General features: G+C 71.0%; 21 protein-coding genes. 14 read left to right on the forward strand and 7 right to left on the reverse strand.

Going from position 1 to position 23,892, the window contains the following annotated elements; translation table 11 throughout:
- The first annotated feature begins 4 nt into the window (after nt 1–4).
- The 8 genes from JJI54_RS05395 to JJI54_RS05430 all read left to right on the forward strand — a co-directional run bounded on the left by JJI54_RS05395 (nt 5) and on the right by JJI54_RS05430 (nt 7,615).
- Complete coding sequence (locus JJI54_RS05395; RefSeq protein ID WP_203071650.1) at nt 5–979, forward strand: Bug family tripartite tricarboxylate transporter substrate binding protein; 975 nt, start codon at nt 5–7, stop codon at nt 977–979.
- A complete protein-coding gene (locus JJI54_RS05400) occupies nt 976–1,950 on the forward strand; it encodes a Bug family tripartite tricarboxylate transporter substrate binding protein (protein ID WP_203071652.1) in 975 nt (324 codons plus the stop codon). The genes JJI54_RS05395 and JJI54_RS05400 overlap by 4 nt, the downstream gene beginning before the upstream one ends.
- On the forward strand, nt 1,947–2,909 hold the full coding sequence (locus JJI54_RS05405) for a Bug family tripartite tricarboxylate transporter substrate binding protein (RefSeq protein WP_203071654.1): 963 nt from the start codon (nt 1,947–1,949) through the stop codon (nt 2,907–2,909). The genes JJI54_RS05400 and JJI54_RS05405 overlap by 4 nt, the downstream gene beginning before the upstream one ends.
- Nucleotides 2,906–3,682, forward strand: a complete 777-nt coding sequence (locus JJI54_RS05410) for an enoyl-CoA hydratase/isomerase family protein (protein WP_203071655.1) — start codon at nt 2,906–2,908, stop codon at nt 3,680–3,682. Before JJI54_RS05405 ends, JJI54_RS05410 begins: the two co-directional genes overlap by 4 nt.
- Nucleotides 3,683–3,686: 4 nt before the next feature.
- A complete protein-coding gene (locus JJI54_RS05415) occupies nt 3,687–4,649 on the forward strand; it encodes a Bug family tripartite tricarboxylate transporter substrate binding protein (protein WP_203071657.1) in 963 nt (320 codons plus the stop codon).
- A 134-nt stretch (nt 4,650–4,783) separates the two neighbouring features.
- Complete coding sequence (locus JJI54_RS05420) at nt 4,784–5,755, forward strand: Bug family tripartite tricarboxylate transporter substrate binding protein (RefSeq protein WP_203071658.1); 972 nt, start codon at nt 4,784–4,786, stop codon at nt 5,753–5,755.
- A gap of 19 nt (nt 5,756–5,774) precedes the next feature.
- A complete protein-coding gene (locus JJI54_RS05425; RefSeq protein ID WP_203071660.1) occupies nt 5,775–6,572 on the forward strand; it encodes a class II aldolase/adducin family protein in 798 nt (265 codons plus the stop codon).
- A 197-nt stretch (nt 6,573–6,769) separates the two neighbouring features.
- Complete coding sequence (locus JJI54_RS05430) at nt 6,770–7,615, forward strand: type 2 periplasmic-binding domain-containing protein (RefSeq protein WP_226381377.1); 846 nt, start codon at nt 6,770–6,772, stop codon at nt 7,613–7,615.
- Nucleotides 7,616–7,654: 39 nt separating this feature from the next.
- Here JJI54_RS05430 and JJI54_RS05435 read toward each other — a convergent pair whose 3' ends face one another.
- Nucleotides 7,655–8,029 carry a c-type cytochrome gene (locus tag JJI54_RS05435; RefSeq protein ID WP_203071663.1) on the reverse strand — a complete coding sequence of 125 codons (375 nt, stop codon included), beginning with the start codon at nt 8,027–8,029 and terminating at the stop codon, nt 7,655–7,657.
- Nucleotides 8,030–8,248: 219 nt separating this feature from the next.
- Here JJI54_RS05435 and JJI54_RS05440 point away from each other — a divergent pair, with 219 nt between their 5' ends.
- Nucleotides 8,249–8,515, forward strand: coding sequence for a hypothetical protein (locus JJI54_RS05440; RefSeq protein ID WP_203071665.1), 267 nt, complete (start codon nt 8,249–8,251; stop codon nt 8,513–8,515).
- A gap of 9 nt (nt 8,516–8,524) precedes the next feature.
- Here JJI54_RS05440 and hemC read toward each other — a convergent pair whose 3' ends face one another.
- The 6 genes from hemC to JJI54_RS05470 all read right to left on the reverse strand — a co-directional run bounded on the left by hemC (nt 8,525) and on the right by JJI54_RS05470 (nt 15,538).
- Nucleotides 8,525–9,565: a hydroxymethylbilane synthase gene (gene hemC, locus JJI54_RS05445; RefSeq protein ID WP_203071666.1), complete on the reverse strand. Its 1,041-nt coding sequence runs from the start codon at nt 9,563–9,565 to the stop codon at nt 8,525–8,527.
- Between the two features lie 40 nt (nt 9,566–9,605).
- A complete protein-coding gene (locus tag JJI54_RS05450) occupies nt 9,606–10,805 on the reverse strand; it encodes a geranylgeranyl diphosphate reductase (RefSeq protein ID WP_203071668.1) in 1,200 nt (399 codons plus the stop codon).
- 17 nt (nt 10,806–10,822) lie between these two features.
- Nucleotides 10,823–12,166 carry a BCD family MFS transporter gene (locus tag JJI54_RS05455; protein WP_318987448.1) on the reverse strand — a complete coding sequence of 448 codons (1,344 nt, stop codon included), beginning with the start codon at nt 12,164–12,166 and terminating at the stop codon, nt 10,823–10,825.
- Nucleotides 12,163–13,074: a chlorophyll synthase ChlG gene (gene chlG / locus JJI54_RS05460; RefSeq protein WP_203071670.1), complete on the reverse strand. Its 912-nt coding sequence runs from the start codon at nt 13,072–13,074 to the stop codon at nt 12,163–12,165. Before chlG ends, JJI54_RS05455 begins: the two co-directional genes overlap by 4 nt.
- 2 nt (nt 13,075–13,076) lie before the next feature.
- Nucleotides 13,077–14,441, reverse strand: coding sequence for a transcriptional regulator PpsR (gene ppsR, locus JJI54_RS05465; RefSeq protein ID WP_226381378.1), 1,365 nt, complete (start codon nt 14,439–14,441; stop codon nt 13,077–13,079).
- A gap of 167 nt (nt 14,442–14,608) precedes the next feature.
- On the reverse strand, nt 14,609–15,538 hold the full coding sequence (locus tag JJI54_RS05470) for a cobalamin B12-binding domain-containing protein (RefSeq protein WP_203071673.1): 930 nt from the start codon (nt 15,536–15,538) through the stop codon (nt 14,609–14,611).
- A 317-nt stretch (nt 15,539–15,855) separates the two neighbouring features.
- On the opposite strand from JJI54_RS05470, the gene bchF reads away from it, so the two are divergent.
- The 5 genes from bchF to bchL are packed head-to-tail and all read left to right on the forward strand — an operon-like array spanning nt 15,856 to nt 23,891.
- The gene (gene bchF / locus JJI54_RS05475; protein WP_226381379.1) at nt 15,856–16,431 is read left to right on the forward strand and encodes a 2-vinyl bacteriochlorophyllide hydratase; all 576 of its coding nucleotides are present in this window, start codon (nt 15,856–15,858) and stop codon (nt 16,429–16,431) included.
- A complete protein-coding gene (locus JJI54_RS05480; RefSeq protein ID WP_203071675.1) occupies nt 16,428–17,714 on the forward strand; it encodes a ferredoxin:protochlorophyllide reductase (ATP-dependent) subunit N in 1,287 nt (428 codons plus the stop codon). Before bchF ends, JJI54_RS05480 begins: the two co-directional genes overlap by 4 nt.
- A 4-nt stretch (nt 17,715–17,718) precedes the next feature.
- Nucleotides 17,719–19,353: a ferredoxin:protochlorophyllide reductase (ATP-dependent) subunit B gene (gene bchB / locus JJI54_RS05485; RefSeq protein ID WP_203071677.1), complete on the forward strand. Its 1,635-nt coding sequence runs from the start codon at nt 17,719–17,721 to the stop codon at nt 19,351–19,353.
- A gap of 27 nt (nt 19,354–19,380) precedes the next feature.
- The gene (locus JJI54_RS05490; RefSeq protein ID WP_203071678.1) at nt 19,381–22,986 is read left to right on the forward strand and encodes a magnesium chelatase subunit H; all 3,606 of its coding nucleotides are present in this window, start codon (nt 19,381–19,383) and stop codon (nt 22,984–22,986) included.
- Nucleotides 22,983–23,891: a ferredoxin:protochlorophyllide reductase (ATP-dependent) iron-sulfur ATP-binding protein gene (gene bchL, locus JJI54_RS05495; protein WP_404817595.1), complete on the forward strand. Its 909-nt coding sequence runs from the start codon at nt 22,983–22,985 to the stop codon at nt 23,889–23,891. The genes JJI54_RS05490 and bchL overlap by 4 nt, the downstream gene beginning before the upstream one ends.
- The last annotated feature ends 1 nt before the right edge of the window (nt 23,892 follow it).

Genomic DNA, 23,892 nt, shown 5'->3' on the forward strand with positions numbered 1-23,892 from the left:
CGCCATGCGGCGACGCACCCTCCTCGCCGCGCCGCTGCTGCTGCCCGCGGTGGCGCGTGCGCAGGCGCCCGGGGCGCCCCCCTGGGCGCCGACGCGCAGCCTCCGCATCATCGTGCCGCAGGCGCCGGGCGGCACGGCGGATACGCTGGCCCGCCTGGTGGCCGTGCCGCTCGGCGCGGCCTATGGCCAGGCCGTGGTGGTGGAGAACCGGCCCGGCGGCAACCAATCCGTGGGCGCCATCGCCGTCGCGCAATCGCCACCCGATGGCCACACCATGCTCTACGCGCCGCCCGGCGTGCAGATCCTGAACCCGCTGATGATGCGCAGCGTCCCCTACGACGCCTTCAACGATTTTTCTCCCGTTATCGCCCTGATGAGGGCACCGAAGCTGCTCGTCGTGCGCGGCGACTCGCCCGTGCGCAGCACGGCGGAGCTGATCGCGCTCGCCAAGGCGCGCCCCGGCCAGCTCACCTATTGCAGCGCCGGCATCGGCTCCGCCGGGCACCTCGCCGCCGCCCTCTTCTCCCAGATGGCGGGGATCGAGATGCTGCACGTCCCCTATCGCGGCACGGCACCCGGCGTGCAGGACCTGCTCGCGGGCCGCATCGACCTCACGCTCGACACCGCCGCGGCGCTGCTGCCGCTGGTGCGGGAAGGGCGGCTGCGCGCGCTCGCCGTCAGCACGCGGGACCGGGCGGAGGCCGCGCCCGACCTTCCGCCGATCGCCGACACGCTGCCCGGCTTCCATGACGCCAGCTTCAACTACCTGCTCGCCCCCGGCCGCACCCCGCCCGAGATCACCGCCAGCCTGAACACCACGCTCGACCGCGTGCTGAAGGACCCCGCCATCCGCGCCCGCTTCGCGACCCTCGGGGCCGAGGCGCTGGGCGGCACGCGGGAGGAACTGGCCGCGATGATCCAGGAGGAGATCGCGCGCTGGCGCGGCGTCATCACCGCCCAGGGGATCACCCTCGAATGACCGCGCGCCGCACGCTCCTCCTCTCCAGCCTCGCGCTGCCCGCCTTTGTCCGGAAGGGGTGGGCGCAGGCGCCCTGGGCCCCGTCCCGCCCCATGCGCATGGTGGTGCCCTTCGCGCCCGGCGGGGCGGCCGATACCGTCGGGCGCCTCATCGCCGAGCAGCTGGCCGCACAGCTCGGCCAGCCCATGACGGTGGAGAACCGCCCCGGCGGCGGCACCACCATCGGCGCCGTCGCCGTGGCGCGCGCGGCGGCCGATGGGCACACGCTGCTCTACGCCACGCCCAATGTGCAGATCCTCAACCCGCATCTCATGCGCTCCCTGCCCTATGATCCCGTCGCGGATTTCGCGCCGGTGATCGCGGTGCTGAAGGCGCCGAAGCTGCTGGTGGTGCGGCCCGATTTTCCCGCGCGCGACATCCCGGGCCTCATCGCGCTGGCGCGGCGGGAAGCGAATGCGCTGACCTTCGCCTCCGCCGGCGTCGCCTCCTCCGGCCACCTGGCCGCCGCCATGCTAGGCCAGATGGCGAATGTGGAGATGCTGCACGTGCCCTTCCGCGGCACCGCCCCCGCGGTGCAGGAGGTGATGGGCGGCCGCGTCGATTTCATGATGGACAACATCGCGACGCTGCTGCCGCTGGTGCGGGACGGCAGGCTGCGCGCGCTGGCCGTCTCCACCGCCGATCCGGCGGCCGCAGCGCCCGAATTGCCGCGGGTGGCGCAGACGCTGCCGGGCTACCACGACGCCAGCTTCAACTACCTGCTGGCGCCGGCGCGCACGCCGCCGGAGGTGATCGCCGTGCTCAACGCCACGGTCAACGCCATCCTCGACCAGCCGGCGATGCGCGCGCGGTTCGAGGCGCTGGGCATCGAGAAGCTGGGCGGCACGCCGGAGGCGCTGGCCGCCATGGTGCGGGAGGAATCGGATCGCTGGGGCCCGGTGATCCGCAGGGGAGGGATCACCGCCGAATGAGCATCACCCGTCGCGCCGCCATCGCCGCGGCGCTCGCCACGCCCTCCCTGGCCCTGGCGCAGGCCTTCCCCAACCGCCCGCTGCGCATGATCTGCCCCTTCGCCGCCGGCGGCTCCGCCGATGCCAGCGCGCGCCAGGTCTCGGAAGCGCTGGCGCCGGTCCTCGGCCAGCCCGTGGTGGTGGAGAACCGCCCGGGCGGCGGCGCCACCATCGGCGCGCAGGTGGTGGCGCGCGCGCAGCCGGATGGCCACACGCTGCTCTACGGCACGCCCGGCCCGCAGATCATCAACCCGCACCTCATGCGCAGCGTGCCCTATGACCCGGAGCGCGATTTCGCCCCCGTCGCCGGCTACAAGCGCGCGCCGAACCTGCTGGCCGTGCATCCGGGCCTGCCCGTGCGGAACGTCCAGGAGCTGATCGCGCTGGCCAAGGCGCGGCCCGGCACGCTGACCTTCGCCTCCTCCGGCATCGGGTCATCCTCCCATCTGGCGGGGGAGATGCTGAAGTTCCTCGCGCAGATCGACATCACCCATGTCCCCTATCGCGGCACCAGCCAGGCGCTGACGGACCTCATGGGCGGCACGGTCAGCATGGCGCTCGACACGCTTTCCATCCTGCTGCCGCCGTCGCGTTCCGGCCATCTCCGCGCGCTCGGCGTCACCACGCCGCAGCGCTCCGCCCTCGCGCCCGACCTGCCGGCCCTGGCGGAGGCGCTGCCCGGCTTTGATGCCGCGCCCTTCAACTACATCGCCACCACCGGCGGCACGCCGGCGCCCATCGTCGCGCGGCTGAACCAGGCCGTGGTCGGCATCCTCAATGATCCCGCCTACCGCGCCCGCATGGAAGCGCTGGGCGAGGAAGCCACGCCCTCCACGCCGGCGGAACTGGCAGCGACCATCCGCGCGGAGAGCGCGCGGTGGAAACAGGTGATCGAGGCAGCGGGGATTCGAGCGGAATGAGTGAGTATGAAACGCTGACGCTGGAGGTGGCGGACTACGTCGCCACCGTCACGCTGAACCGCCCGCCGGTGAATGCGATGAACCTCGCCATGCGGCAGGAGATCGTGCGCGTCTTCGACGAGCTGCATGACCGCGCCGATGTCCGCGCCGTGGTGCTGACGGCGAATGGCAAGGCCTTCTGCGCCGGCGCGGACCTCAAGGAACGCCCGAACATCGCGGGTGAGCCCGGCGCCTATCCCCGCCACAACCGCCTGACGCGCGCCGTCTTCGACAGCGTGATGGAATGCGGCAAGCCCGTCATCGCCGCGGTCAACGGCCTCGGCATCGGCGCGGGCTGCGTGCTGGCGCTGAGTGCCGACATCATCCTGGTGGCGGAGGAAGCCTACCTCGCCATGACGGAGGTCGATGTCGGCCTGGCCGGCGGCGTGCGCCATGTGCTGCGCCATCTCGGCCAGTCCGATGCGCGGCTGATGATCTACACCGCGCGCCGCTTCACCGGCCCCGACCTGCTGCGCATGGGCGCGGCCTCGCTCTGCCTGCCGCGCGATGCGCTGCTGGCGGAGGCGCAGAAGATCGGCCGCGAGATCGCGGGCAAGGTGCCGCTCGCGGTCCAGGCCGCGAAGAAGAGCTTCCAGGTCACCGAATACATGCCGCTGCATGAGGGCTACCGCTTCGAGCAGTCGCAGACCGTCGCGCTGGCCTCGACGGAAGACACGCAGGAAGCCTGGAAGGCCTTCGCGGAGAAGCGCAAGCCTGCCTTCAAGGGACGCTGACGCCATGCATCGCCGCGCGCTCCTCGCCACGCCCCTGCTGCTGCCCGCGCTGGCGCGGGCGCAGGAGCCCTGGCCACAGCGCGCGGTGACGCTGGTGGTGCCCTTCGCCCCCGGCGGCCCGGTGGACAACATCGCCCGCCCGGCGGCGGAGGGGCTGCGCCGGCGCCTCGGCCAGCCGGTGGTGGTGGAGAACCGGGCGGGGGCAGGGGGCGTCGTTGGCGCCCGCTACGTCGCCGCCGCCAGGCCGGATGGCTATACGCTGCTCGTCGGCTCCTCCGGCCCGCTGGTCATCGCGCCGGCGGCGGGGGGTGCCGGCGCGCCGGACCTGTTGAATGCGCTGGCGCCGGTCGCGCTGATCGCGGACAGCCCGCAGATGCTGGTCGTCACGCCCGGCCTGCCCGCCCGCAACCTGGCCGAATTCGTGGCCCTGGCGAAATCGCGGCCGGGCGAGATCAACATGGGCTCCGCCGGCATCGGCACCACGCCACACCTGGCGGCCGAACTGCTGGGCCAGCTCGCCGGCATCCGCCTGGAACACGTGCCCTATCGCGGCACCGGCGCCGCGCTGCCGGACCTCATGGGCGGCAAGATCGAGGCCCTGTTCGGCGACATCTCCGCCGTGCTGACCCTGGTGGAGAATGGCCGCCTGCGCGCGCTGGCCACCACCGCGCCGCGCCGTTCACCCCTTGCCCCCGCCATTCCGACCACGGCGGAGGAAGGCTTCCCGCAGCTGATCGTCCGCAACTTCCAGGCGCTGCTCGCCCCCGCCGGCACGCCGCGCCCGGTCCTGGACCGCATCGCCGGCGCGCTGGCGGAGGCGCTGGGCGAGGAGGCGGTTCGCGGCGCGGTCGCCCGCCAGGGCGCCGAGCCCGCCGCCAGCGGGCCCGAACACCTGGCCGCCTACCTGGCCGAGGAACGCGCGACCTGGACGCCGGTGATCCGCGCCATCGGCCTGCGGCTGGATTGACGCCCCGGGGATTGATGCACGAAACGGCACGGCCCGCGCATTCTTTCCATTTGTCGCATGGCGCGCCCGGGGACAGGATGCCCCGCTTTGCACGAGGCGGCATCACGACCGCCCGACGGGAGAATGGAACGACCATGACGATCGCGCGGCGCGCCTGCCTCGCCCTGCCCCTGCTCGCCGCCCCCGGCCTGGCCCGCGCGCAGGGCGCGCCCTGGCCGAACCGGCCGGTGCGCATCGTCGTCGCCTTCACCCCGGGCGGCACCACCGACATCATCGCCCGCCTGATCGGCGCCCATCTGGCGGAGCTATGGGGGCAATCCGTCGTCATCGACAACCGCCCGGGCGCGGGCGGCAACATCGGCACGGAGCATGTCGTCCGCTCCGCCCCCGATGGCTACACGCTGATGGTGGGCTCCGTCGGGCCGCTGGCGGTCAACCAGTCCCTCGTCCGCAACATGCCCTATGACACGCTGCGGGACCTGGCGCCGGTCACGCTGCTGGCCGGCGTGCCGAACATCCTCGTCGTCGCGCCCAACCATCCCGCGCGGGATGTCGCGGGGCTGGTGGCGGAGGCGAAGCGCCGGCCCGGCCAGCTCTCCTACGGCTCGACGGGTGTGGGCACCTCCTCCCACCTCTCCGGCGTGATGCTGGACCAGATGGCCGGCATAAGGACGGAGCATGTGCCCTATCGCGGCGCCGTCGCGCTGAATGACCTGCTGTCGGGTCGGCTCGACTTCATGTTCGCCACCATCCCCTCCGTCATGGAGCAGATCCGGGGCGGGCGCCTGCGGCCGCTCGCCGTCTCCTCCACCCAGCGGTCGCGCTCCAACCCGGATGTGCCGACCATGGTGGAACTCGGCTATCCCGAATTCGACGCCTCCTCCTGGTTCGGCATGGTGGCGCCGGCGCGAACCCCGCCCGAGATCATCCGCAAGGTGGCGGAGGATTGCCACGCGGCATTGCGCGTGCCCGCCATCGAACGCACCATGATCGAACAGGGCGCCGACCCCGTGGGCAATGGCCCGGAGGCCTTCGGCGCCTTCATCGCCCATGAGATCCGCCGCTGGTCCGCGATCGTCCGCGCCTCCGGCGCAACCCCTGAGTAAGTCACGAGGGAACCGTCCCATGCCCGACAGCGCCGCCGAACGCTTCCAGATCCCCTCCATGCGCGACCGCGTCTCGCCGGAGGAATGGCAGGCCCGCGTGGACCTCGCCGCCTGCTACCGCCTCGTGGACCTCTACGGCATGTCCGACATGGCCGCGAACCACATCTCCGTCCGTGTGCCCGGCGAGGAAGGGGCGTTCCTGATCAACGCCTACGGGATGCTGTACGAGGAGATCACGGCGTCCTCGCTGGTGAAGATCGACGTGCACGGCAACGTCCTGGCGAAGCCGGACTTCCCGGGCGGCCTCTCCTACGGCGTCAACCGCGCCGGCTTCGTCATCCATGGCGCGATCCATGAGGCGAAGCACGAGATCGCCTGCGTCATCCACACCCATACCTGGCCGGGCATGGCGGTCTCCTCGCTGGAATGCGGGCTGCTGCCGATGAACCAGACCTCCATGCGCTTCGCGAAGATCGGCTATCACGATTATGAAGGCGTGGTGCTGGACCTGGAGATGCAGGAACGGCTGGTCCGCGACCTCGGCGACAACAACGCGCTGATCCTGCGCAACCACGGGCTGCTGACGATCGGCCGCACGGTGGGGGAGGCGTTCAACGCCATGCACCGCCTCGAACTCTCCTGCCGCGCGCAGCTCGCCGCGCAGGCGACGGGGCAGAAGCTGGTGGAGGTGCCGCAGGCCGTGGTGGACGCCACCTGGAACAACTACCAGCCCGGCACGCGCCGCCCCTATGGCGTGATGGAATGGCCGGCGCTGCTGCGGAAGCTGGACCGGCTCGACCCCTCCTACCGCGACTGATGCCAACGGCCGCCTCCGGCGACCCGCTGGCATCGCTTTTCGTGCCCTCGGATGCCGGGCGCCGGCTGCGCGGCCCTTGCCGCGGCGCCCGTTCGGGCGCTCGGACCGGTCGTTCGACCGGTCCGGCGGCCTGAGATGCCATTCCCTTCCCTGCTCTGGACGCCGCCCGGTACAGCCGGACGGCGATGAGGACCGCCTTGCCCCTCACCACGCTCCGCGCCGCCATCGGCGCCTATCCCGAAACCGCCGCGCTGCTGGAAGGCCGCCTGGGGTCGGACCTGCTGGCGCTGGACAACATCCGCCACACGCCGCCGAGCAAGGCCTTTCCCGCCATGGTGCGGCAATCCGCCTTCGAGGTCAGCGAGATGGCGATCGCCACCTTCCTGATGGCCAAGGCCTATGGGAAGCCCATGGTGCTGCTGCCCGTGGTGCTGGCCGAACGCGCGCAGGAATCGGCGCTGCTGACGGCGGTGGATGGCCCCGTGCGCGGCCCCGCGGATCTGGCCGGCGCCCACATCGCCGTGCGCGCCTACAGCCAGACCACGGGCATGTGGCTGCGCGGCAGCCTGGCGGAGTTCCACGGCATCCGCGCCGACCAGCAGCGCTGGACGACCTTCGAGGATGCGCATGTCCCCGAATTCACGGACCCGCCCTGGGTCACGCGCGGCACGCCCGGCCAGGAGCTGCTGGCGATGACACGATCGGGAGAGGCCGCGGCCGGCATCTTCGGGAACGACCTCCCGGAGGGCCTGCGCACCGTCTTCCCCGACCCGCAGGCAGCCGGCGAGGAATTCCGCCGGAAGCACGGCTTCATCCCCGTCAATCACCTGGTCGTGGTGCGGCGCGATGTGGCGGAGGCCCGGCCGGAACTGCTGGTCGAATTGATGCGGCTCTTCGCCGCTTCCGGCGCGCGCGTGCACCGGCGGGAAAGCCTGCGGCCGGCCCTGGCGCTGGCCATCCGCTACTGCACGGAACAGGGCATGATGCCGCGGCCGCTTTCCGTCGAGGAAGCCTGGGAAGGCCTGCCGGCCGCGATCGCGTAGCGGGGAAGGGGCGGCCGGCCGGCCCGGCCGCCCGCCCGGTCAGCCCTGGGTCTTCAGGTAGGCGATCAGGTCGTTCAGCTGCTGCTCGTTCCGCAGGCCCGGATAGGACATGCTGCCGCGCGGCAGGACGTCCTTCGGGTTGGTGATGTAGCGGCGCAGGTTTTCCTCGGTCCAGGTCTGGCCCGTGCGCCATTCCTGCATGTTGGCGGAGTAGCGGAAGCCCTCGATGGACCCCGCCGCGCGGCCGACGATGCCATGCAGGTTCGGGCCCACGCCGTTGCGGCCCCCGGCATCGATGGTGTGGCAGGCACGGCACTGGTTGAACACGCGGCCGCCGGCGGCGGCATCCTGCGCCTGGGCGGCGAAGGGGGCGATGGCAAGGGCCGTCACCATGGCCAGGGTCACATGTCGCATCCGAGCGATCCTCCTTGAACGTGTCTCGTCGAAACGGCCCCGCCGCTGGCGTGGTCGGGCGCGGCGCAGGTGGAACGAGCCTCAACGCTTATGGCGTCTTTCCCGCCCGGCGCAAGGTGGCGCCAGCACCGGAGGGCGCAACCCTCCCAGCGCATGAAACTGCCTACAGGTTGCCACCCGCCGCGCTACGATTGCGTGCTGAAGGGCAGGAATGCGCGCATGGATGACTTCTTCGCCTCCGGGCGCGTCGCCGACCTGGTGCTGCTGGTGCTGCTGCTGGAAGCGGCGCTGCTGCTGGCCTGGCACCGCCGCACCGGCCGCGGCCTGGCGCCGGCCGCCATCCTCGGCCTGGCCCTGCCGGGCGTGGCGCTGGTGCTGGCCCTGCGGGCCGCCCTGGTCGGTGCGGGCTGGCCCTGGGTGGCGGCGGCGCTCAGCGCCGCCTTCGCCGCCCATCTGTTCGACCTCCGGCTGCGGCTGCGCCGCTGAGGACGAGCCTCAGCCGAAGATGTCGGCCGGGCTGTCCCGGCGCAGGCTCTCGCCCAGTTCCCGCCCCAGCGCCGCGGCATCGGCCTTGGCGCCCCAGAGCTTCCGCTTCAGCAGGAAGGACCCGTCCGGCCGCGCCACCAGGCCCGTCAGCATCAGGCGCCCATCAGGCATCACCTGCGCATGGCCGCCGATCGGCGTGCGGCAGGACCCGTCGAGCGAGCCCAGCAGCGCACGCTCCGCCGCGCTGACATGGGCGGCCTCCCCATCCTCGATGGCGGAGAGAAGTTCGCGCAGCTCCACGTCATCGGCGCGGACGGTGACGCCGACGATGCCCTGGCAGGCCGCCGGCACCATCGTCTCCGCATCCAGCACCACCGCGGCCTCGTGCTCCATCTCCAGCCGCTTGAGCCCCGCGATGGCGAGCAGCGAGGCCTGCGGCCCGCCCTCCGCCCGCACCTTGGACAGGCGCGACTGCACGCTGCCGCGGATGATCTCCACCTGCAGGTCGGGCCGCGCATGCAGCAGCTGGCTCTGCCGGCGGACGGAAGCGGTGCCGACCAGCGCGCCCTTCGGCAGGCAGGCATAGGGATCGTCCCGCGTCACGCCGGCGCAATCCGGGCCGATGACGATGGCGTCGCGGCTGTCCTCCCGCTTCAGCGCGCAGGCCAGCACGATGCCGGGGGGCAGCTCCGTCTCCAGGTCCTTCATGCTGTGCACGGCGAAGTCCACGCGGCCATCCAGCAGCGCCTCATGGATCTCCTTCGCGAAGAGCCCCTTGCCGCCGATATCGGCCAGGCGCTTGTCCTGGATCTTGTCGCCGCTGGTGGCGATGACGCATTCCTCGAAGGCCTTCACCTCCCGCAGCAGCGGGCAGACCTTGGTGATGAGGTCGAGGAAGTGCCGCGTCTGCCACAGCGCGAGCGGCGAGCCGCGCGTGCCCACCTTCAGCGGCAGGGTACGCGTGGACTGGCGGTGATGCGGCGAATGCCCGTGCAGCGCGCCCCGGTGCCGATGGCCTTCCTGGGTCTGGTCGAGTGAGGACAGCAGCATGCTCAGGCGTCTCCGCGCGCGGGGAGGAAGGGGAGGTGCGTCATGCCCGGGCGAAGCCGAACAGATGCGCGAGGTCCTTGAAGAAGATCCGCACATGCGCCAGCGGGTCGCGGCGCACGAGTTCCTTGTTCATGTAGGATTCCCAGGTCAGGCGCTGGACGTCCTTGTCCTGGCAGATCTTGACGAATTTCTCCCGCCGCTTGTCGGAGGAGTACCAGAAGTACTGCATGATCCCGAGGATCCAGAAGACGCGCCCATGCGCCTTCATGAAGCGCTTGCGCGCCGTGGCCAGCGCCCGCGGATCGCCCGTGGCGACGAATTCGGCGGCGGATTCCGCGGCGAGCCGCCCGCAGAGCATGGCGTAGTAGATGCCCTCGCCGGAGGCCGGCGCGACCACGCCCGCGGCATCGCCGGCCAGCACCACGTCGCGGCCGTTGTCCCACTTCTTCAGCGGCTTCAGCGGAATGGGCGCGCCCTCCCGCCGGATGGTCTTCACCTTGTCGAAGCCCGTCGCGGCGCGCAGCTCGCCGACCGAACCGCGCAGCGAGAAGCCCTTATGCGCCGACCCCGTCCCGATCGAGACCTTGTCGCCATGCGGGAAGATCCAGCTGTAGAAATCCGGCGAGAAGCGGCCGTTGTAGACGACGTCGCAGCGCTGCCCGTCATACTTCGCGACCTCGCCCTTCGGCGCCTCCACGATCTCGTGGTAGGCGAAGACGCAGGGGATCTTCTCCGCCCCCGGCACGGTCTGCTTGCCCACCTGGCTGCGCGCGCCATCGGCACCGATGACGCAGCGCGTGCGCAGCCGCTGGGGCGTGGTGCCGTCCGGCGCGCCCTTCGGCATCCACGTCACGACGGTGACGCCATCGGCGTCGCGCTCCACCGCCTCGAAACTCCCGGTCAGGCGCTCGGCGCCCGCCTCCGCCGCGCGGGCGCGCAGGAATTCGTCGAAGACGTCGCGGTCCACCATGCCGACGAAGCCGTTCTCCACCGGCATGTCGACCTCCTTGTCGGTGGGGGAGATCATGCGCGCGGCGTTGATGCGGGCGACGATCAGGTGGTTCGGGATGTCGAAGTCCCGGATCGCGCGCGGCGGGATGGCGCCGCCGCAGGGCTTGATGCGCCCCGCCTTGTCCAGCAGCGCCACGGTGCGGCCCTGCCGCGCCAGGTCATGCGCGGCGGTGGCGCCCGCGGGGCCGCCCCCCACCACCACCACGTCGAAGATCCCGGCGCTGTCCATGGAGGCCATCCTTCCGTTCAGTCGCCACTGGCCAGCCGCGCATCGCGGCCGTTCATCGGAGCGTAATCGTGTGACTTTTCCGTTGCCGCCCGCCCGATGCGCATCGCCAGCGCGGCGGAGGCCAGGAACAGCAGCCCATCCGCCACGAAGACGGTGACGTAGCCGCCCCCCGCGCTGCCCGTGACCAGCCGCCCGAGGTCCAGCACCACCGTGCCCGCGAGCCCGCCCGCGCCGAAGGCGATCGCCTGCGCCGCGCCGAACATGCCCATCCGCACGCCTTCGCGCCCGTCCCGCCCGCGGGAGACCAGCTGCATCATCGCGGCGATGGCCGCCGCGGCGAAGGCGCCATTGGCGACGCCCAGCGCGAAGAAGGCTTCCCGGATCGGGAAGCCGAGGCCCGCCATCCCCGCGCCCGCCAGCGTCGCCAGCAGCGCCGCCGCCACCAGGCAGCCGCCGATGATCCAGCGCCGCAGCACCGCCACGCGCCCGCCGGACAGGCTGCCGACGATGGCGATGACGATCATCCCCGCCAGCACGCCGCCATGCTGCAGGGAGGAAAGCCGCGTCGTCTCCCCCAGCGTCATGCCGAAGACGGTGCCGGCGAAGGGCTCCAGGATCAGGTCCTGCGCGCTGTAGGCCAGCATGGAGACGAAGACGAAGATGGTGAACTGCCGGGCCTCGGGCTCCGCCCAGACCTGCTTCAGCGCCACCATGAAGGGCGCCTTCGACGCCGCCTCGGCCTGCCGCCGCGCCGCGCCAGGCCCCTCGATCCCCGCCACCGCGAGCACCGCCAGCATGAAGGCGAGCACGGAGACGCCCGCCGCGACGGCCACCAGCCGCGGCCCCGAATAGGGGTCGAGCAGCCGGCCGGAGATCGCCGTCGTCACCACGAAGCCCGCGATCATCATGATCCAGACCAGGGAGGCCGCCGCCGGCCGCCGCGCCGGCGCGACCCGCGCCGCCAGCAGCACCAACAGCGAGGTCCCCGCCGCGCCCACGCCGACCCCCACCAGCAGGAAGGCCAGCACGGCCAGCGCGATGCCCGGCACCAGCGCCGTGCCCATCCAGGCCGTCGCCACCGCCGCCAGCACGCCACCCAGCCCCAGCACCGCCATGCCACCGATGATCCAGGGCGTGCGCCGCCCGCCCTGGTCCGACCCGTGGCCGAGCCGCGGCCTGAGCATCTGCACGGCGTAGTGCAGCGCCACCAGCACGCCCGGCAGCGTCGCCGGCAGGGCGTGTTCCACCACCATCACGCGGTTCAGCGCCGCCGTGGTCAGCACCACGATCGCGCCCAGCGCCGTCTGCACCAGGCCGAGGCGCAGGATGCCGAGCCAGCCGAGCGGCGGCAGCGCGTTCACGGCAGGCCGCCAGACAGCGCCACCGCGCTCACCATCATGCCCGACACATAGAGCGTGATGCCCGTGCCGTTGTACCAGGGCGCCAGGCCGCGCGGGTCCCGCAGCAGCTTCCGCATCAGCAGCCCCTGCGCCACCAGCACGCCCGCCACCATCGCCGCCTGCAGCGGTGCGCCCCAGGCCAGCAGCAGCGCCACCACCACCGCCTGCGGCGCCGCCATGAACAGGCAGGCGACCTTCGCCGCGCGTTCCGCCCCCAGGATCACCGGCAGGGACCGCAGCCCGAAGCGCGTATCGCCCTCGATCGACTTGAAGTCGTTCAGCGTCATGATGCCATGCGCGCCGAGCCCGTAGAGCACGGCGACGATGACGACCTTCACATCCGGCGCGCCGCCGGACAGCACCGCCGTCGCGGTGATCCAGGGCAGGGTCTCGTAGCTCATCCCGCAGGCCAGGTTGCCCCACCAGCCATTCTGCTTCAGCCGCAGCGGCGGCGCGGAATAGATCCAGGCCATCACCACCGCCAGCACCGTCGCGGCCAGGCCCCAGGGCCCCAGCGCCGCGCCCACCAGCAGGGAGGCGAAGGTCCAGCCGATCGCGACGTAGAGCCCGCTTCGCCCCGGCATCCGGCCCGACGGGATCGGCCGCTGCGGTTCGTTGATGGCGTCCACATGCCGGTCGAACCAGTCATTCACCGCCTGGCTCATGCCGCAGACCATCGGCCCCGCCAGCAGGATGCCGAGTGCGATCATCGGCCAGACATCGAGGAAAGCGGCGCCCGAGGCCACCGCGCCGCAGGCGAAGGCCCACATGGGCGGGAACCAGGTGACGGGCTTCAGCAGCTCCAGCACCGCCGAGGGCTGCAACCGCTGCCCCCCCACGCGCCCGGCGATCTCGGTCCCGCTCGGCATGGTCAGTCCTGCGCCTCATCGGCGCCGAGGTCGCCAAGCCCGTAGCGCCGCAGCTTCACATAGAGCGATTGCCGCGACAGCCCGAGCATCTCCGCCGCCGAGGCGCGGTTGTCGCCCGTCAGTTCCAGCGCGGCCTCGATGCACAGCCGCTCGATCGCGTCGGTGGCTTCCCGCACCAAATCCTTCAGCGGCACGCGGCCGATCAGCTCCGTCAGCTGTTCCACCGACCGCGTGGCGCCTTCCTGCGCGCGCACCGGCGGGCGCAGCCGCGGGCCGATGTCGCGGATGGCGAAGCCGAAGCAGGGCTGGCCGCCATTCATCACGGAAACGGCGGAGATCTCGACCTCCGACTGCCCGCCCAGCTCGCCGCGCAGCGTGGAGGCATAGAGCCGCACGGAACCCCGGCTGCGCAGCGTGGAGAGCAGCACCTCCACCTCCACCCCCTGCCGGCCCAGCCAGCGGTCCAGCGGCTCGCCCCGCGCCTGCTCCTCCGTCGTCACCTGCGCCATGTCGAGGAAGGCGGCGTTGGCCGTCAGGATTCGGGCGGTATTGTCGGTGACGACGAAGGCGTCCGGCACCACCTCCACCACCTTCAGCAGCTTGGTCTTGGCCTCCGGCAGCACCAGCGCCTGGCCGGCATCGCCGACCAGGGAGAAGCGCACCAGGAACAGCAGCCCGCCTTCCTGCCGGAAGGTGGAGGCGGAGACGAGGACATCCTGCGCGCCTTCCGCCAGCCGCGCGCGCACATCATCCGCGCGCCCTGCGCTGCGGACGGTGGCCAGCAGCGCCTGGACGGCGGCGCGATCCTCGGGCGCGAAGACATCGGACAGCACGCGCCCCGGCATGCGCCGCGCGGTGCGGCCGAACAGGCGCTGGGCGGAGGGATTGGCCTCCATGATCCGCTGCGACTCGGCATCCAGGATCAGGACGGGGTCCACGGACATCTGGAACAGCAGGCGGTAGCGGGTTTCCGCCTGGCGCAGGCGGGAATAGTCCCGCTCCATGGATTGCTGGACCTCGACCAGCCGCTGCTGCAACTGGGAGACGGGGCGGAGGTCCCGCCCGAACACCACGCGGCGCCCCTGCCCGCCGACGGGCGCCACGGAACACAGAAGGGGGATGGAGGTGCCGCGCGCCGAAAGCTGGTTCACATGCCGCCAGCGCGGGGCCTCGCGGGCCGGCGGCTGTTCCAGCATCGCCTCCACCTTGGGCCGGCTGTCCTTCGCCACCGTCTCGGCCCAGGGACGCCCGAGCCAGCCATCATGCGTGTCGAACTCGCGGGCGAGTTCCTCGCTGCTGAAGGCCAGGTCACGGATGGCCCCCGTCTCGTCAAGCACGAGCGCGATGTCCGCGGCAGCCGCGATCAAGCCCGCGGTTGCATCCGCATCGAGCTGACCGAGCGACGTCCTTGGGGCATTGAACGATTTCACGAGGCATCCCGTCCTTCATCCCAGGGGCCCCCCTTCTCAACCCACCCCTCACGGTCGTCAACATACTGATCCAATGTGTAAAAACCGGCCGACCTTCCGGCCGGTCAAGCTTCCCGCATCAGCAGCGCCAGCAGCGTCTCCGCCTTCAATGCTGCCTGCTGCCCGTCCGGAGCCGTGGCATCGGCGCCAACCAGCGCCGCCAGCTCCGGCCGGTCGATGAACACCCGTCCGCCGACGAGCACACCGATCTGCGGATTCCGCGAGGCCCTGCGCACCTCCCGGATCGTCGTCGCCAGCACCTCCAGCCGTTCCTCGCAGGCCAGCGAAAAGCCGACCGCGGCGAACCATTGCCGCCGCACCATGGCGGCCAGTTCCTTGGTGGTGGTGCCGCTGCCGGACGTCACGTCCCAGCCCTGGCGGCGGAAGAACTCGCCCACCATCAGCAGCCCGAAGCTGTGCTGTTCACCCGGCACCGGCGCCAGCAGGATGCGGCGATCGACATCGGCGCGGCCGATGCGGGGCTGGAAGGCCGGGCTGTTCTCCAGCACCACCTGCTGCAGGCAGCACAGCCCCACCGTCACGGCCGTGAAGTCGCAGCGATCCTGTTCCCACAATTCGCCGAGGCGCCGCGCCACCGGCGCCAGCAGCTGCAGATAGACCATCTCCAGCGGCATGCCGCGGGCGCGAAGCCCGCCGATATACTCCAGCGCCCCGGACAGGTCGCCCGTCATCGCCAGGCCGGCGACCACCGAAATATCCTCGGGCTGCGGGAAGGCGCCGCCCGGCGTCTCGATATAGGCGGGGGCATTCGCCTCCCGCCGCGCCAGCACGAGACGGGGAATGACCTCCGTCTCGAGCGTCCGGGCCAGCAGCGCCACGCGCCGCCTCTCGCCGCCCGGGGGCTTGGCCTGCCGCGGGGGTGCCCGCGGATTGGATGGCGGGGATTGTCGATCGCCATCGCCGGCCTGGTCGCGCGACAGGCCCGTGGAGCCGGATGCCCCACCCTCCCTGGCCTGTGTGCCGACCTCGCTCATGGCGCTTCCCGTATTGGTGGGCTTCGGCGACATCGCCCTGCTCCCGTGATGACACTTCAACCGCCACGCCCCGTCCTGTCAATCGTGATTTACGTCAATCGCGCTTGACACTGTGAGGTCGGGGCTTCTAGCCTCCCTGAACAAGGACGAGTGGGAGAGAAAGAAATGCGCGGTTCCAGGCCTTCGGGGCCAGTCAGCGCAGCCTTTCTCGGTGATTCCTCCCCTCGTCGGCCGTCGTGCAGGGGCAGCGGCGGCCTCAACGGGCCAACGGACCGCCTTTGACGGAGGGTTGTCAAGCAATGCTTACAACGAACGGTTTGGCTGGCCTTCTGGACGCGCTCGATGCCTCCCCCTGGGGTGCAACCAGCGGTCGCTCTGCCCGCCATGCGCGGGCCCAGGCCGGCCAGCGTCAACCGCTCTACACGGCGGAGGAACGGCGGCGCCGTGACGCCTCTCCCTGGACGCTGGTCCAGGGCATCCTGGCGCCGCTGCAATTCGCGGTCTTCCTGGTCAGCCTCGGCCTGGTGCTCCGCTACCTCGGCACCGGGGAAGGCCTGGCCGTCGCCACCGCCTCGGTCGTCGTGAAGACTCTCGTCCTCTACGTCATCATGGTCACCGGCTCGATCTGGGAGAAGGTGGTCTTCGGCCGCTGGCTCTTCGCCCCCGCCTTCTACTGGGAAGACGTCTTCTCCATGCTCGTGCTGGGCCTGCACACGGCCTATCTCGGCACGGTCCTGTTCGGCATCGGCGATGGCCAGGGGCAGATGTTCCTCGCCCTGGCCGCCTATGCGGCCTACGTCGTCAACGCGGCCCAGTTCGTCCTGAAGCTGCGCGCCGCCCGCCGGGATGAAGCCCAGGCCCGTGGTGGCCCGGCCGGGATGTCGGCCGCATGAGCGCCGCCGCAGCCTTCCCCGTGTCTTCCGTGCCCGGCTGCGGGGATGCCCCCGTCCTGCGGGAGCGGGGGCAGCGGGAAGTGTTCTGCGGCCTCACCGGCATCGTCTGGCTGCACCGCAAGATCCAGGATGCCTTCTTCCTGGTGGTGGGCAGCCGCACCTGCGCCCACCTCCTCCAATCCGCCGCCGGCGTCATGATCTTCGCCGAGCCCCGCTTCGCCACCGCCATCATCGATGAGCGTGACCTGGCGGGCCTCGCCGATTGCAATGACGAGCTGGACCGCGTGGTCACGCGGCTCATCGAGCGTCGCCCCGACATCAAGCTGCTCTTCCTGGTCGGCTCCTGCCCGAGCGAGGTCATCAAGCTCGACCTCTCCCGCGCCGCGCAGCGCCTGTCCCGCCGCTTCAGCCCCGGCGTCCGCGTGCTGAACTACAGCGGCAGCGGCATCGAGACGACCTTCACGCAAGGGGAGGATGCGTGCCTCGCCGCCCTGGTGCCGGAGATGCCCGCGGAGCCCGGCACGGCGCGGTCCCTGCTGGTGGTCGGCGCCCTGGCCGAGGTGGTGGAGGACCAGTTTCTCCGGCTGTTCGCCGCGCTCGGCGTCGGCCCTGTCCGCTTCCTGCCCAGCCGCCGCGCCGCCGAACTGCCGCCGATCGGCCCCGGCACGCGCTACATCCTGGCGCAGCCCTTCCTCAACGATACGGCTCGTGCCCTCGAAGCCCGCGGCGCCACCCGCATCGCGGCGCCCTTCCCGCTGGGCGTGGAGGGCACCACGGCCTGGCTGACCGCCGCCGCGGAAGTCTGGGGCACGCCCGCCGCCCGCATCGCGGAGGCCATCGCCCCCGCCGCGACGCGCGCCCGTGCGGCACTCGGCCGCATCAAGGAACGACTCCAGGGCAAGAGCATCTTCTTCTTCCCCGACAGCCAGCTGGAAATCCCGCTGGCGCGCTTCCTCTCCCGCGAACTCGGCATGAAGCTGACGGAGGTCGGCACCCCCTACCTCCACAAGCAGCATCTGGCCGAGGAACTGGCCATGCTGCCGGAAGGCACGATGCTGTCCGAAGGCCAGCATGTGGAGCGCCAGCTCGACCGCTGCCGGGCGGAGAAGCCGGACATCGCCGTCTGCGGCCTCGGCCTCGCGAACCCGCTGGAGGCCGAGGGCATGACGACCAAATGGTCGATCGAGCTGGTCTTCACCCCCATCCAGGGCTTCGACCAGGCCGCCGACCTCGCCGAACTCTTCGCGCGGCCGCTCGTGCGCCGCGCCAAGCTGATGGTGTAGCGCCATGCAGCTCGCCGTCTGGACCTATGAAGGCCCGCCCCATATCGGGGCCATGCGCATCGCCACCGCGATGGAGGGCGTGCACTACGTCCTGCACGCGCCGCAGGGCGATACCTATGCCGACCTGCTCTTCACGATGATCGAGCGCCGGTCGAAGCGCCCGCCCGTCACCTACACCACCTTCCAGGCGCAGGACCTCGGCGGCGATACCGCCAACCTGTTCCGCGAAGCCGTGCTCGATGCCTATGAACGGTTCCGCCCGCAGGCGCTGCTGGTCGGCGCCAGCTGCACGGCGGAACTCATCCAGGATGATCCCGGCGGGCTTGCGAAGACGCTCGGCCTGCCCATCCCCGTCGTGCCGCTCGAACTCCCCGCCTATCAGCGGAAGGAGAATTGGGGCGCCTCCGAGACCTTCTACCAGCTCGTCCGCGCCTGCGCGGCGCCGCATGTGCCCCCGCCCGGCACCAGGCGCCTCCGCGGCGCCGTGCCCCGCTGCAACATCCTCGGCCCCACCGCGCTCGGCTTCCGCCACCGCGACGACGTGCCGGAAGTGGAGCGGCTGCTGGAGACGCTGGGCATCGAGGTGAACGTCATCGCGCCCATGGGCGCGACGCCGGCGGACCTCGCGCGACTCGGCGATGCCGATTTCAACGTCGTGCTCTACCCGGAGGTGGCGGGGCAGGCGGCCTCCTGGCTCAAGCGCAGCTTCGGCCAGCCCTTCACCACCATCGTCCCGATCGGCGTCGGCGCCACGAAGGATTTCGTGGCGGAGGTCGCGCAGATCGCCGGCGTGGCGGCCGCCACCGCGAACGGCACGCTGCGCCTGCCCTGGTATTCGCGCTCCGTGGACAGCACCTACCTGACGAACAAGCGCGTCTTCATCTTCGGCGATGCGACCCACGCCATCGCCGCCGCGCGCGTCGCCAGCCAGGAACTCGGCTTCCAGGTCGTGGGCCTCGGCAGCTACTCCCGCGAATTCGGCCGGGAGATCCGCGCCGCCGCCACCGCCCATGGCGTGGAGCCGCTGATCACCGACGACTACCTGGAGGTGGAGCAGCAGATCGCGGCGCTGCAGCCCGAACTGGTGCTGGGCACGCAGATGGAACGCCATGTGGCCAAGCGCCTCGGCATTCCCTGCGCGGTCATTTCCGCCCCGGTCCATGTGCAGGACTTCCCCGCCCGGCATTCGCCGCAGATGGGGATCGAGGGTGCGAACGTGCTGTTCGACACCTGGGTCCACCCCCTGATGATGGGGCTGGAGGAGCATCTCCTCGGCATGTTCCGGGAGGATTTCGAGTTCAACGACGGCGTGTCTCCTTCGCACCTCGGCGGGCATGCCATGCCCCGCCCCGGGCATGGCGCGCCGTCCGAGCTGGGTAAGGAGGCAGCGCCCGCCGCGCAGCCCCTGCCCGCGCCCGCGGCAGTGACTCCCCACGCTGCCGCGGGCGACCCCTCTGCTGCCGTCACCGGCACGCTGGTGGTCGCCTGGGGTGCCGATGCCGAGAAGGAGCTGAAGAAGATCCCCTTCTTCGTCCGCGGCAAGGCGCGTCGCAACACCGAACGGTTCGCGCAGGAACGCGGGATCGGGACCATCACGCTCGAGACGCTCTACGATGCCAAGGCGCATTACTCGAGGTGACATTCGACCACACACGCAGGGGGCACCATGCCTGAGGGCGTGAACAGAGTAGGCACCGCGATGCGCGTCGTGGTCGTCACCATGGATAGTCACCTGGCCGGCGCCATGATGCAGGCGCGCGCCACGCTGCGGCGGGAGATCCCGGGCCTCGAACTCTCCGTCCATGCCGCCGATGAATGGGGCGCCGATGCCGCGGCGCTGGAACACTGCCTGGCCGACATCGCCCGCGGCGACATCGTCATCGCCACCATGCTGTTCCTGGAAGACCACATCCGCCAGGTCCTGCCCGCGCTGAAGGCGCGGCGCGATGCCTGCGACGCCATGGTCTGCTGCATGTCGGCGGGCGAGGTGATGAAGCTGACCCGCATCGGCCGCTTCGACATGGGCGCCGAGGCCACCGGCATCATGGGCATGCTGAAGCGGCTGCGCGGCGCCAGGAAGGAAGGCGCGCCGGCCTCCGGCAAGGGCCAGATGAAGATGCTGCGGGAGCTGCCGAAGCTCCTCCGCTTCATCCCCGGCACCGCGCAGGATGTGCGCATCTACTTCCTCGCGCTGCAGTACTGGCTGGCCGGCAGCCAGGCGAACCTGGCGAACCTGGTCCGCATGCTGGTGAACCGCTACGCCGCGGGCCCGCGCGCGGGGCTGGCCGGCACGCTGAAGGTCTCGCCCCCCGTCGAATATCCCGAAGTCGGCCTCTACCACCCGCGGCTGCGCGGCCAGGTAACGGAACGCGTGGACCAGCTGCCGGCCGAGGGTCGCCTCGGCACCGTCGGGCTGCTGGTGATGCGGTCCTATGTGCTGGCCGGCAATGCCGCGCATTACGATGGCGTGATCGCGGCGCTGGAGACCAAGGGGCTGCGCGTCATTCCCGCCTTCGCCTCCGGCCTCGACAATCGCCCGGCGATGGAACGCTTCTTCATGCGGGATGGCGCGCCGGCGGTGGACGCCGTGCTGTCCCTCACCGGCTTCTCGCTGGTCGGCGGCCCCGCCTACAACGATGCCCATGCGGCGGAGGAGATGCTCTCCCGCCTCGATGTCCCCTACCTCGCCGCCCACCCCCTCGAATTCCAGACCATCGAGCAGTGGAACGAGGATGCGCGCGGCCTGACGCCGGTGGAGGCGACCATGATGGTCGCGATCCCGGAGCTGGATGGCGCGATCTGGCCGATGACCTATGGCGGCCGCTCCACCGCGGGGGCCGAGGATGTGCGCCGCGACATGATCCCGCATCGCGAACGCGCCGCCACGCTGGCGGACCGCGTGGCGAAGCTGGTGGCGCTGCGCCGCGCCGCGCGGCGGGACCGCAAGGTGGCCGCGGTGGTCTTCAACTTCCCGCCCAATGCCGGCAATACCGGCACGGCCGCCTATCTCTCGGTCTTCCAGTCGCTGTTCAACACGCTGAAGGCCATGAAGGCCGCCGGCTACACGGTGCACGTGCCAGCGGATGTGGATGCGCTGCGCGACGCCATCATCCTCGGCAACGCGGCGCAGTTCGGCGCCGTCGCCAATGTCGCCGCCCGCATCCCGGCCGATGACCATGTGCGGCGCGAACCCTACCTGCGCGACATCGAACGCCAATGGGGCCCGGCCCCCGGCCGCGCGCAGTCGGATGGCGCGACGATCCATGTGCTGGGTGCCCGCTTCGGCAATGTCTTCATTGGCGTGCAGCCCGGCTTCGGCTGGGAAGGCGACCCGATGCGCCTGCTCTTCGAACGCGGCTTCGCCCCCACCCACGCCTTCAGCGCCTTCTACCGCTGGATCCGGGAGGATTTCGGCGCCCATGCCGTGCTGCATTTCGGCACCCATGGCGCGCTGGAATTCATGCCGGGCAAGCAGGCGGGGCTGTCCGCCGATTGCTGGCCGGATCGCCTGATCGGGGACCTGCCCAACCTCTACCTCTACGCCTCCAACAACCCGTCGGAGGGCATGCTCGCCAAGCGCCGCGCGGGCGCGGCGCTGATCAGCTACCTGACGCCGCCGGTGACGAATGCCGGCCTCTATCGCGGCCTGCTGGACCTCAAGGCCTCGCTCGATCGCTGGCGGGCGCTGGAGCCGGATTGCGACGCCACCATCCGCGCCTCCCTCGCGCAGCTGGTCCAGGCGCAGGCCTCCGCGGTGGATCTCGCCCCGGCGGAGCCCGCCTGGACCGCCGATGCGGCGCCGGAGGCGATCCGCCTGCTCGGCAACGCGCTGCTGGAGTTGGAATACACGCTGATCCCGCACGGCCTGCATGTGGTCGGCGAGGTGCCGAACCGCGAACAGCGCGCCGCCATGCTGGATGCCGCCGGCGTGCCGCTGGGGGAGGAACGCTCGCGCCTCGATGCGCTGCTGGCGGCGGAGCATGAGATCCCGGCGATCCTGCATGCGCTGGATGGCGGCTATATCCGCCCCGCGCCCGGCGGCGACCTGCTGCGCAACACCGCCGTGCTGCCCACGGGCCGCAACCTGCACGGCTTCGACCCCTTCAAGATCCCCTCCGCCTTCGCGGTGAAGGATGGCGCCCGCCAGGCGGATCGCCTGCTGGCGCGCCACCAGGCCGATGGCAAGGGCCTGCCGGAGACGGTGGCGATCGTCCTCTGGGGCACCGACAACCTCAAGACCGAAGGCGGCCCCATCGCCCAGGCGCTGTGGCTGATGGGCGCGGAGCCGCGGCATGACAGCTATGGCCGCCTGACGGGGGCGAAGCTGATCCCGCTGGAGGCGCTGGGCCGCCCGCGGATCGACGTGATGGTCACGCTGTCCGGCATCTTCCGCGACCTGCTGCCTCTGCAGACCCGCCTGCTGGCCGAAGCCGCGCTGCTGGCCGCCGAGGCCGACGAACCCGCGGAGCGCAACTTCATCCGCAAGCACGCCCTCGCCTTCATCGCGACGCATGGTGGCACGATGGAACAGGCGGCGCTGCGGGTCTTCGGCAATGCGGAAGGCGCCTATGGCGCCAACGTCAACCAGATCCTCGATGCCGGGCTCTGGACGGATGAGGACGAGCTGGCCGAGGCCTATGTGAAGCGCAAGGGCTTCGCCTATGGCATCGACGGCAAGGCCGCGCGGCAGGACAAGGTGCTGGGCCACATGCTCGGCAGCGTCGATGTCACCTACCAGAACCTCGACAGCATCGAGGTCGGTCTGACCACCATCGACCAGTATTTCGACACGCTCGGCGGCATGTCCCGCGCCGTGCGCCGCGCCCGCCACGGCCAGGAAGCCGCCGTCTATGTCGGCGACCAGACGCGCGGCGAGGGCACCATCCGCACCGTCGCCGAACAGGTGGCGCTGGAGACGCGGACGCGCGCCCTGAACCCGAAATGGTTCGAGGCCCTGCTGGCGCATGGCTATGAGGGCGTGCGCCAGATCGAGGCGCAGGTCACCAACACCATGGGCTGGTCCGCCACCACCGGCCAGGTCGCGCCCTGGATCTACCAGCAGATGGCAGAGACCTACATGCTCGACCCCGCGATGCGGGAGCGGCTGGCGAAGCTGAACCCCACCGCATCCGCCAAGATCGCCAACCGCCTGATCGAGGCGCAGGAGCGCCGCTATTGGGAACCGGATGCCGAGGTCCTGGAGGCGCTGAAGCGCGCCGGCGAGGAACTCGAGGACCGGATCGAAGGAATCACCGTGGAGATGGCCGCATGACCGTGATCATGAGACCACCGCCGGGCACCAGCATCTCCCGCCGCGGCGATGGCGATGGCAGCGTGCAGGTCCATATGGACGACCCGCTGAAGATCGAGGGCGCCAAGGTCTTCGCCGTCTATGGCAAGGGCGGCATCGGCAAGAGCACGACGAGCTCCAACCTCTCCGTCGCCTTCGCCAAGCTCGGCAAGCGCGTGCTGCAGATCGGCTGCGATCCCAAGCACGACAGCACCTTCACCCTGACCGGCCGCATGATCCCGACGGTGATCGATGTGCTGGACGGCGTCGGCTTCCATTCGGAGGAGCTGCGGCCGGAGGATTTCGTGGTGGAAGGCCGCCACGGCGTGATGTGCGTGGAAGCCGGCGGCCCGCCGGCCGGTACGGGCTGCGGCGGCTATGTCGTCGGCCAGACGGTGAAGCTGCTGAAGGAGCATCACCTGCTGGAAGACACGGATATCGTGATCTTCGACGTGCTGGGCGACGTGGTCTGCGGCGGCTTCGCGGCCCCCCTGCTGCATGCCGATCGCGGCGTGATCGTCGCGGCCAACGATTTCGACAGCATCTTCGCGATGAACCGCATCGTCGCCGCCATCAAGGCGAAAGCGGCGAATTACGGCGTCAGGCTGGGGGGCGTGATCGTCAACCGGTCGAAGGACACCGACCAGATCCAGAAATACAACGAGGCGACGGGCATGAAGATGCTCGCGCATCTCCCGGACCTCGACGTCATCCGCCGCTCCCGCCTCAAGAAGGCGACGCTGTTCGACATGGACAGCTCGCCGGAGGTCGAGGCCGTGCGCGCCGAATATCTCCGCCTCGCCGCCGGCCTGCTGGCGGGCGTCACGCCGCTGGACGCGACGCCGCTGAAGGACCGGGAGATCTTCGACCTGCTGGGGTATGACTGAC

This window comes from Falsiroseomonas ponticola, from assembly GCF_016805305.1.
GTDB classification, from domain to species: Bacteria; Pseudomonadota; Alphaproteobacteria; order Acetobacterales; family Acetobacteraceae; genus Falsiroseomonas; species Falsiroseomonas ponticola.

Coding starts and splice junctions, on each gene's coding strand:
- JJI54_RS05440 (WP_203071665.1), top strand. CDS start 8,249: ATGGATGACTTCTTCGCCTCCGGGCGCGTCGCCGACCTGGTGCTGCTG.
- JJI54_RS05410 (WP_203071655.1), top strand. CDS start 2,906: ATGAGTGAGTATGAAACGCTGACGCTGGAGGTGGCGGACTACGTCGCC.
- hemC (WP_203071666.1), bottom strand. CDS start 9,565: ATGCTGCTGTCCTCACTCGACCAGACCCAGGAAGGCCATCGGCACCGG.
- bchL (WP_404817595.1), top strand. CDS start 22,983: ATGACCGTGATCATGAGACCACCGCCGGGCACCAGCATCTCCCGCCGC.
- JJI54_RS05470 (WP_203071673.1), bottom strand. CDS start 15,538: ATGAGCGAGGTCGGCACACAGGCCAGGGAGGGTGGGGCATCCGGCTCC.
- bchB (WP_203071677.1), top strand. CDS start 17,719: ATGCAGCTCGCCGTCTGGACCTATGAAGGCCCGCCCCATATCGGGGCC.
- JJI54_RS05425 (WP_203071660.1), top strand. CDS start 5,775: ATGCCCGACAGCGCCGCCGAACGCTTCCAGATCCCCTCCATGCGCGAC.
- JJI54_RS05405 (WP_203071654.1), top strand. CDS start 1,947: ATGAGCATCACCCGTCGCGCCGCCATCGCCGCGGCGCTCGCCACGCCC.
- JJI54_RS05420 (WP_203071658.1), top strand. CDS start 4,784: ATGACGATCGCGCGGCGCGCCTGCCTCGCCCTGCCCCTGCTCGCCGCC.
- JJI54_RS05395 (WP_203071650.1), top strand. CDS start 5: ATGCGGCGACGCACCCTCCTCGCCGCGCCGCTGCTGCTGCCCGCGGTG.
- JJI54_RS05450 (WP_203071668.1), bottom strand. CDS start 10,805: ATGGACAGCGCCGGGATCTTCGACGTGGTGGTGGTGGGGGGCGGCCCC.
- JJI54_RS05400 (WP_203071652.1), top strand. CDS start 976: ATGACCGCGCGCCGCACGCTCCTCCTCTCCAGCCTCGCGCTGCCCGCC.
- JJI54_RS05435 (WP_203071663.1), bottom strand. CDS start 8,029: ATGCGACATGTGACCCTGGCCATGGTGACGGCCCTTGCCATCGCCCCC.
- JJI54_RS05490 (WP_203071678.1), top strand. CDS start 19,381: ATGCCTGAGGGCGTGAACAGAGTAGGCACCGCGATGCGCGTCGTGGTC.
- JJI54_RS05415 (WP_203071657.1), top strand. CDS start 3,687: ATGCATCGCCGCGCGCTCCTCGCCACGCCCCTGCTGCTGCCCGCGCTG.
- JJI54_RS05480 (WP_203071675.1), top strand. CDS start 16,428: ATGAGCGCCGCCGCAGCCTTCCCCGTGTCTTCCGTGCCCGGCTGCGGG.
- chlG (WP_203071670.1), bottom strand. CDS start 13,074: ATGCCGAGCGGGACCGAGATCGCCGGGCGCGTGGGGGGGCAGCGGTTG.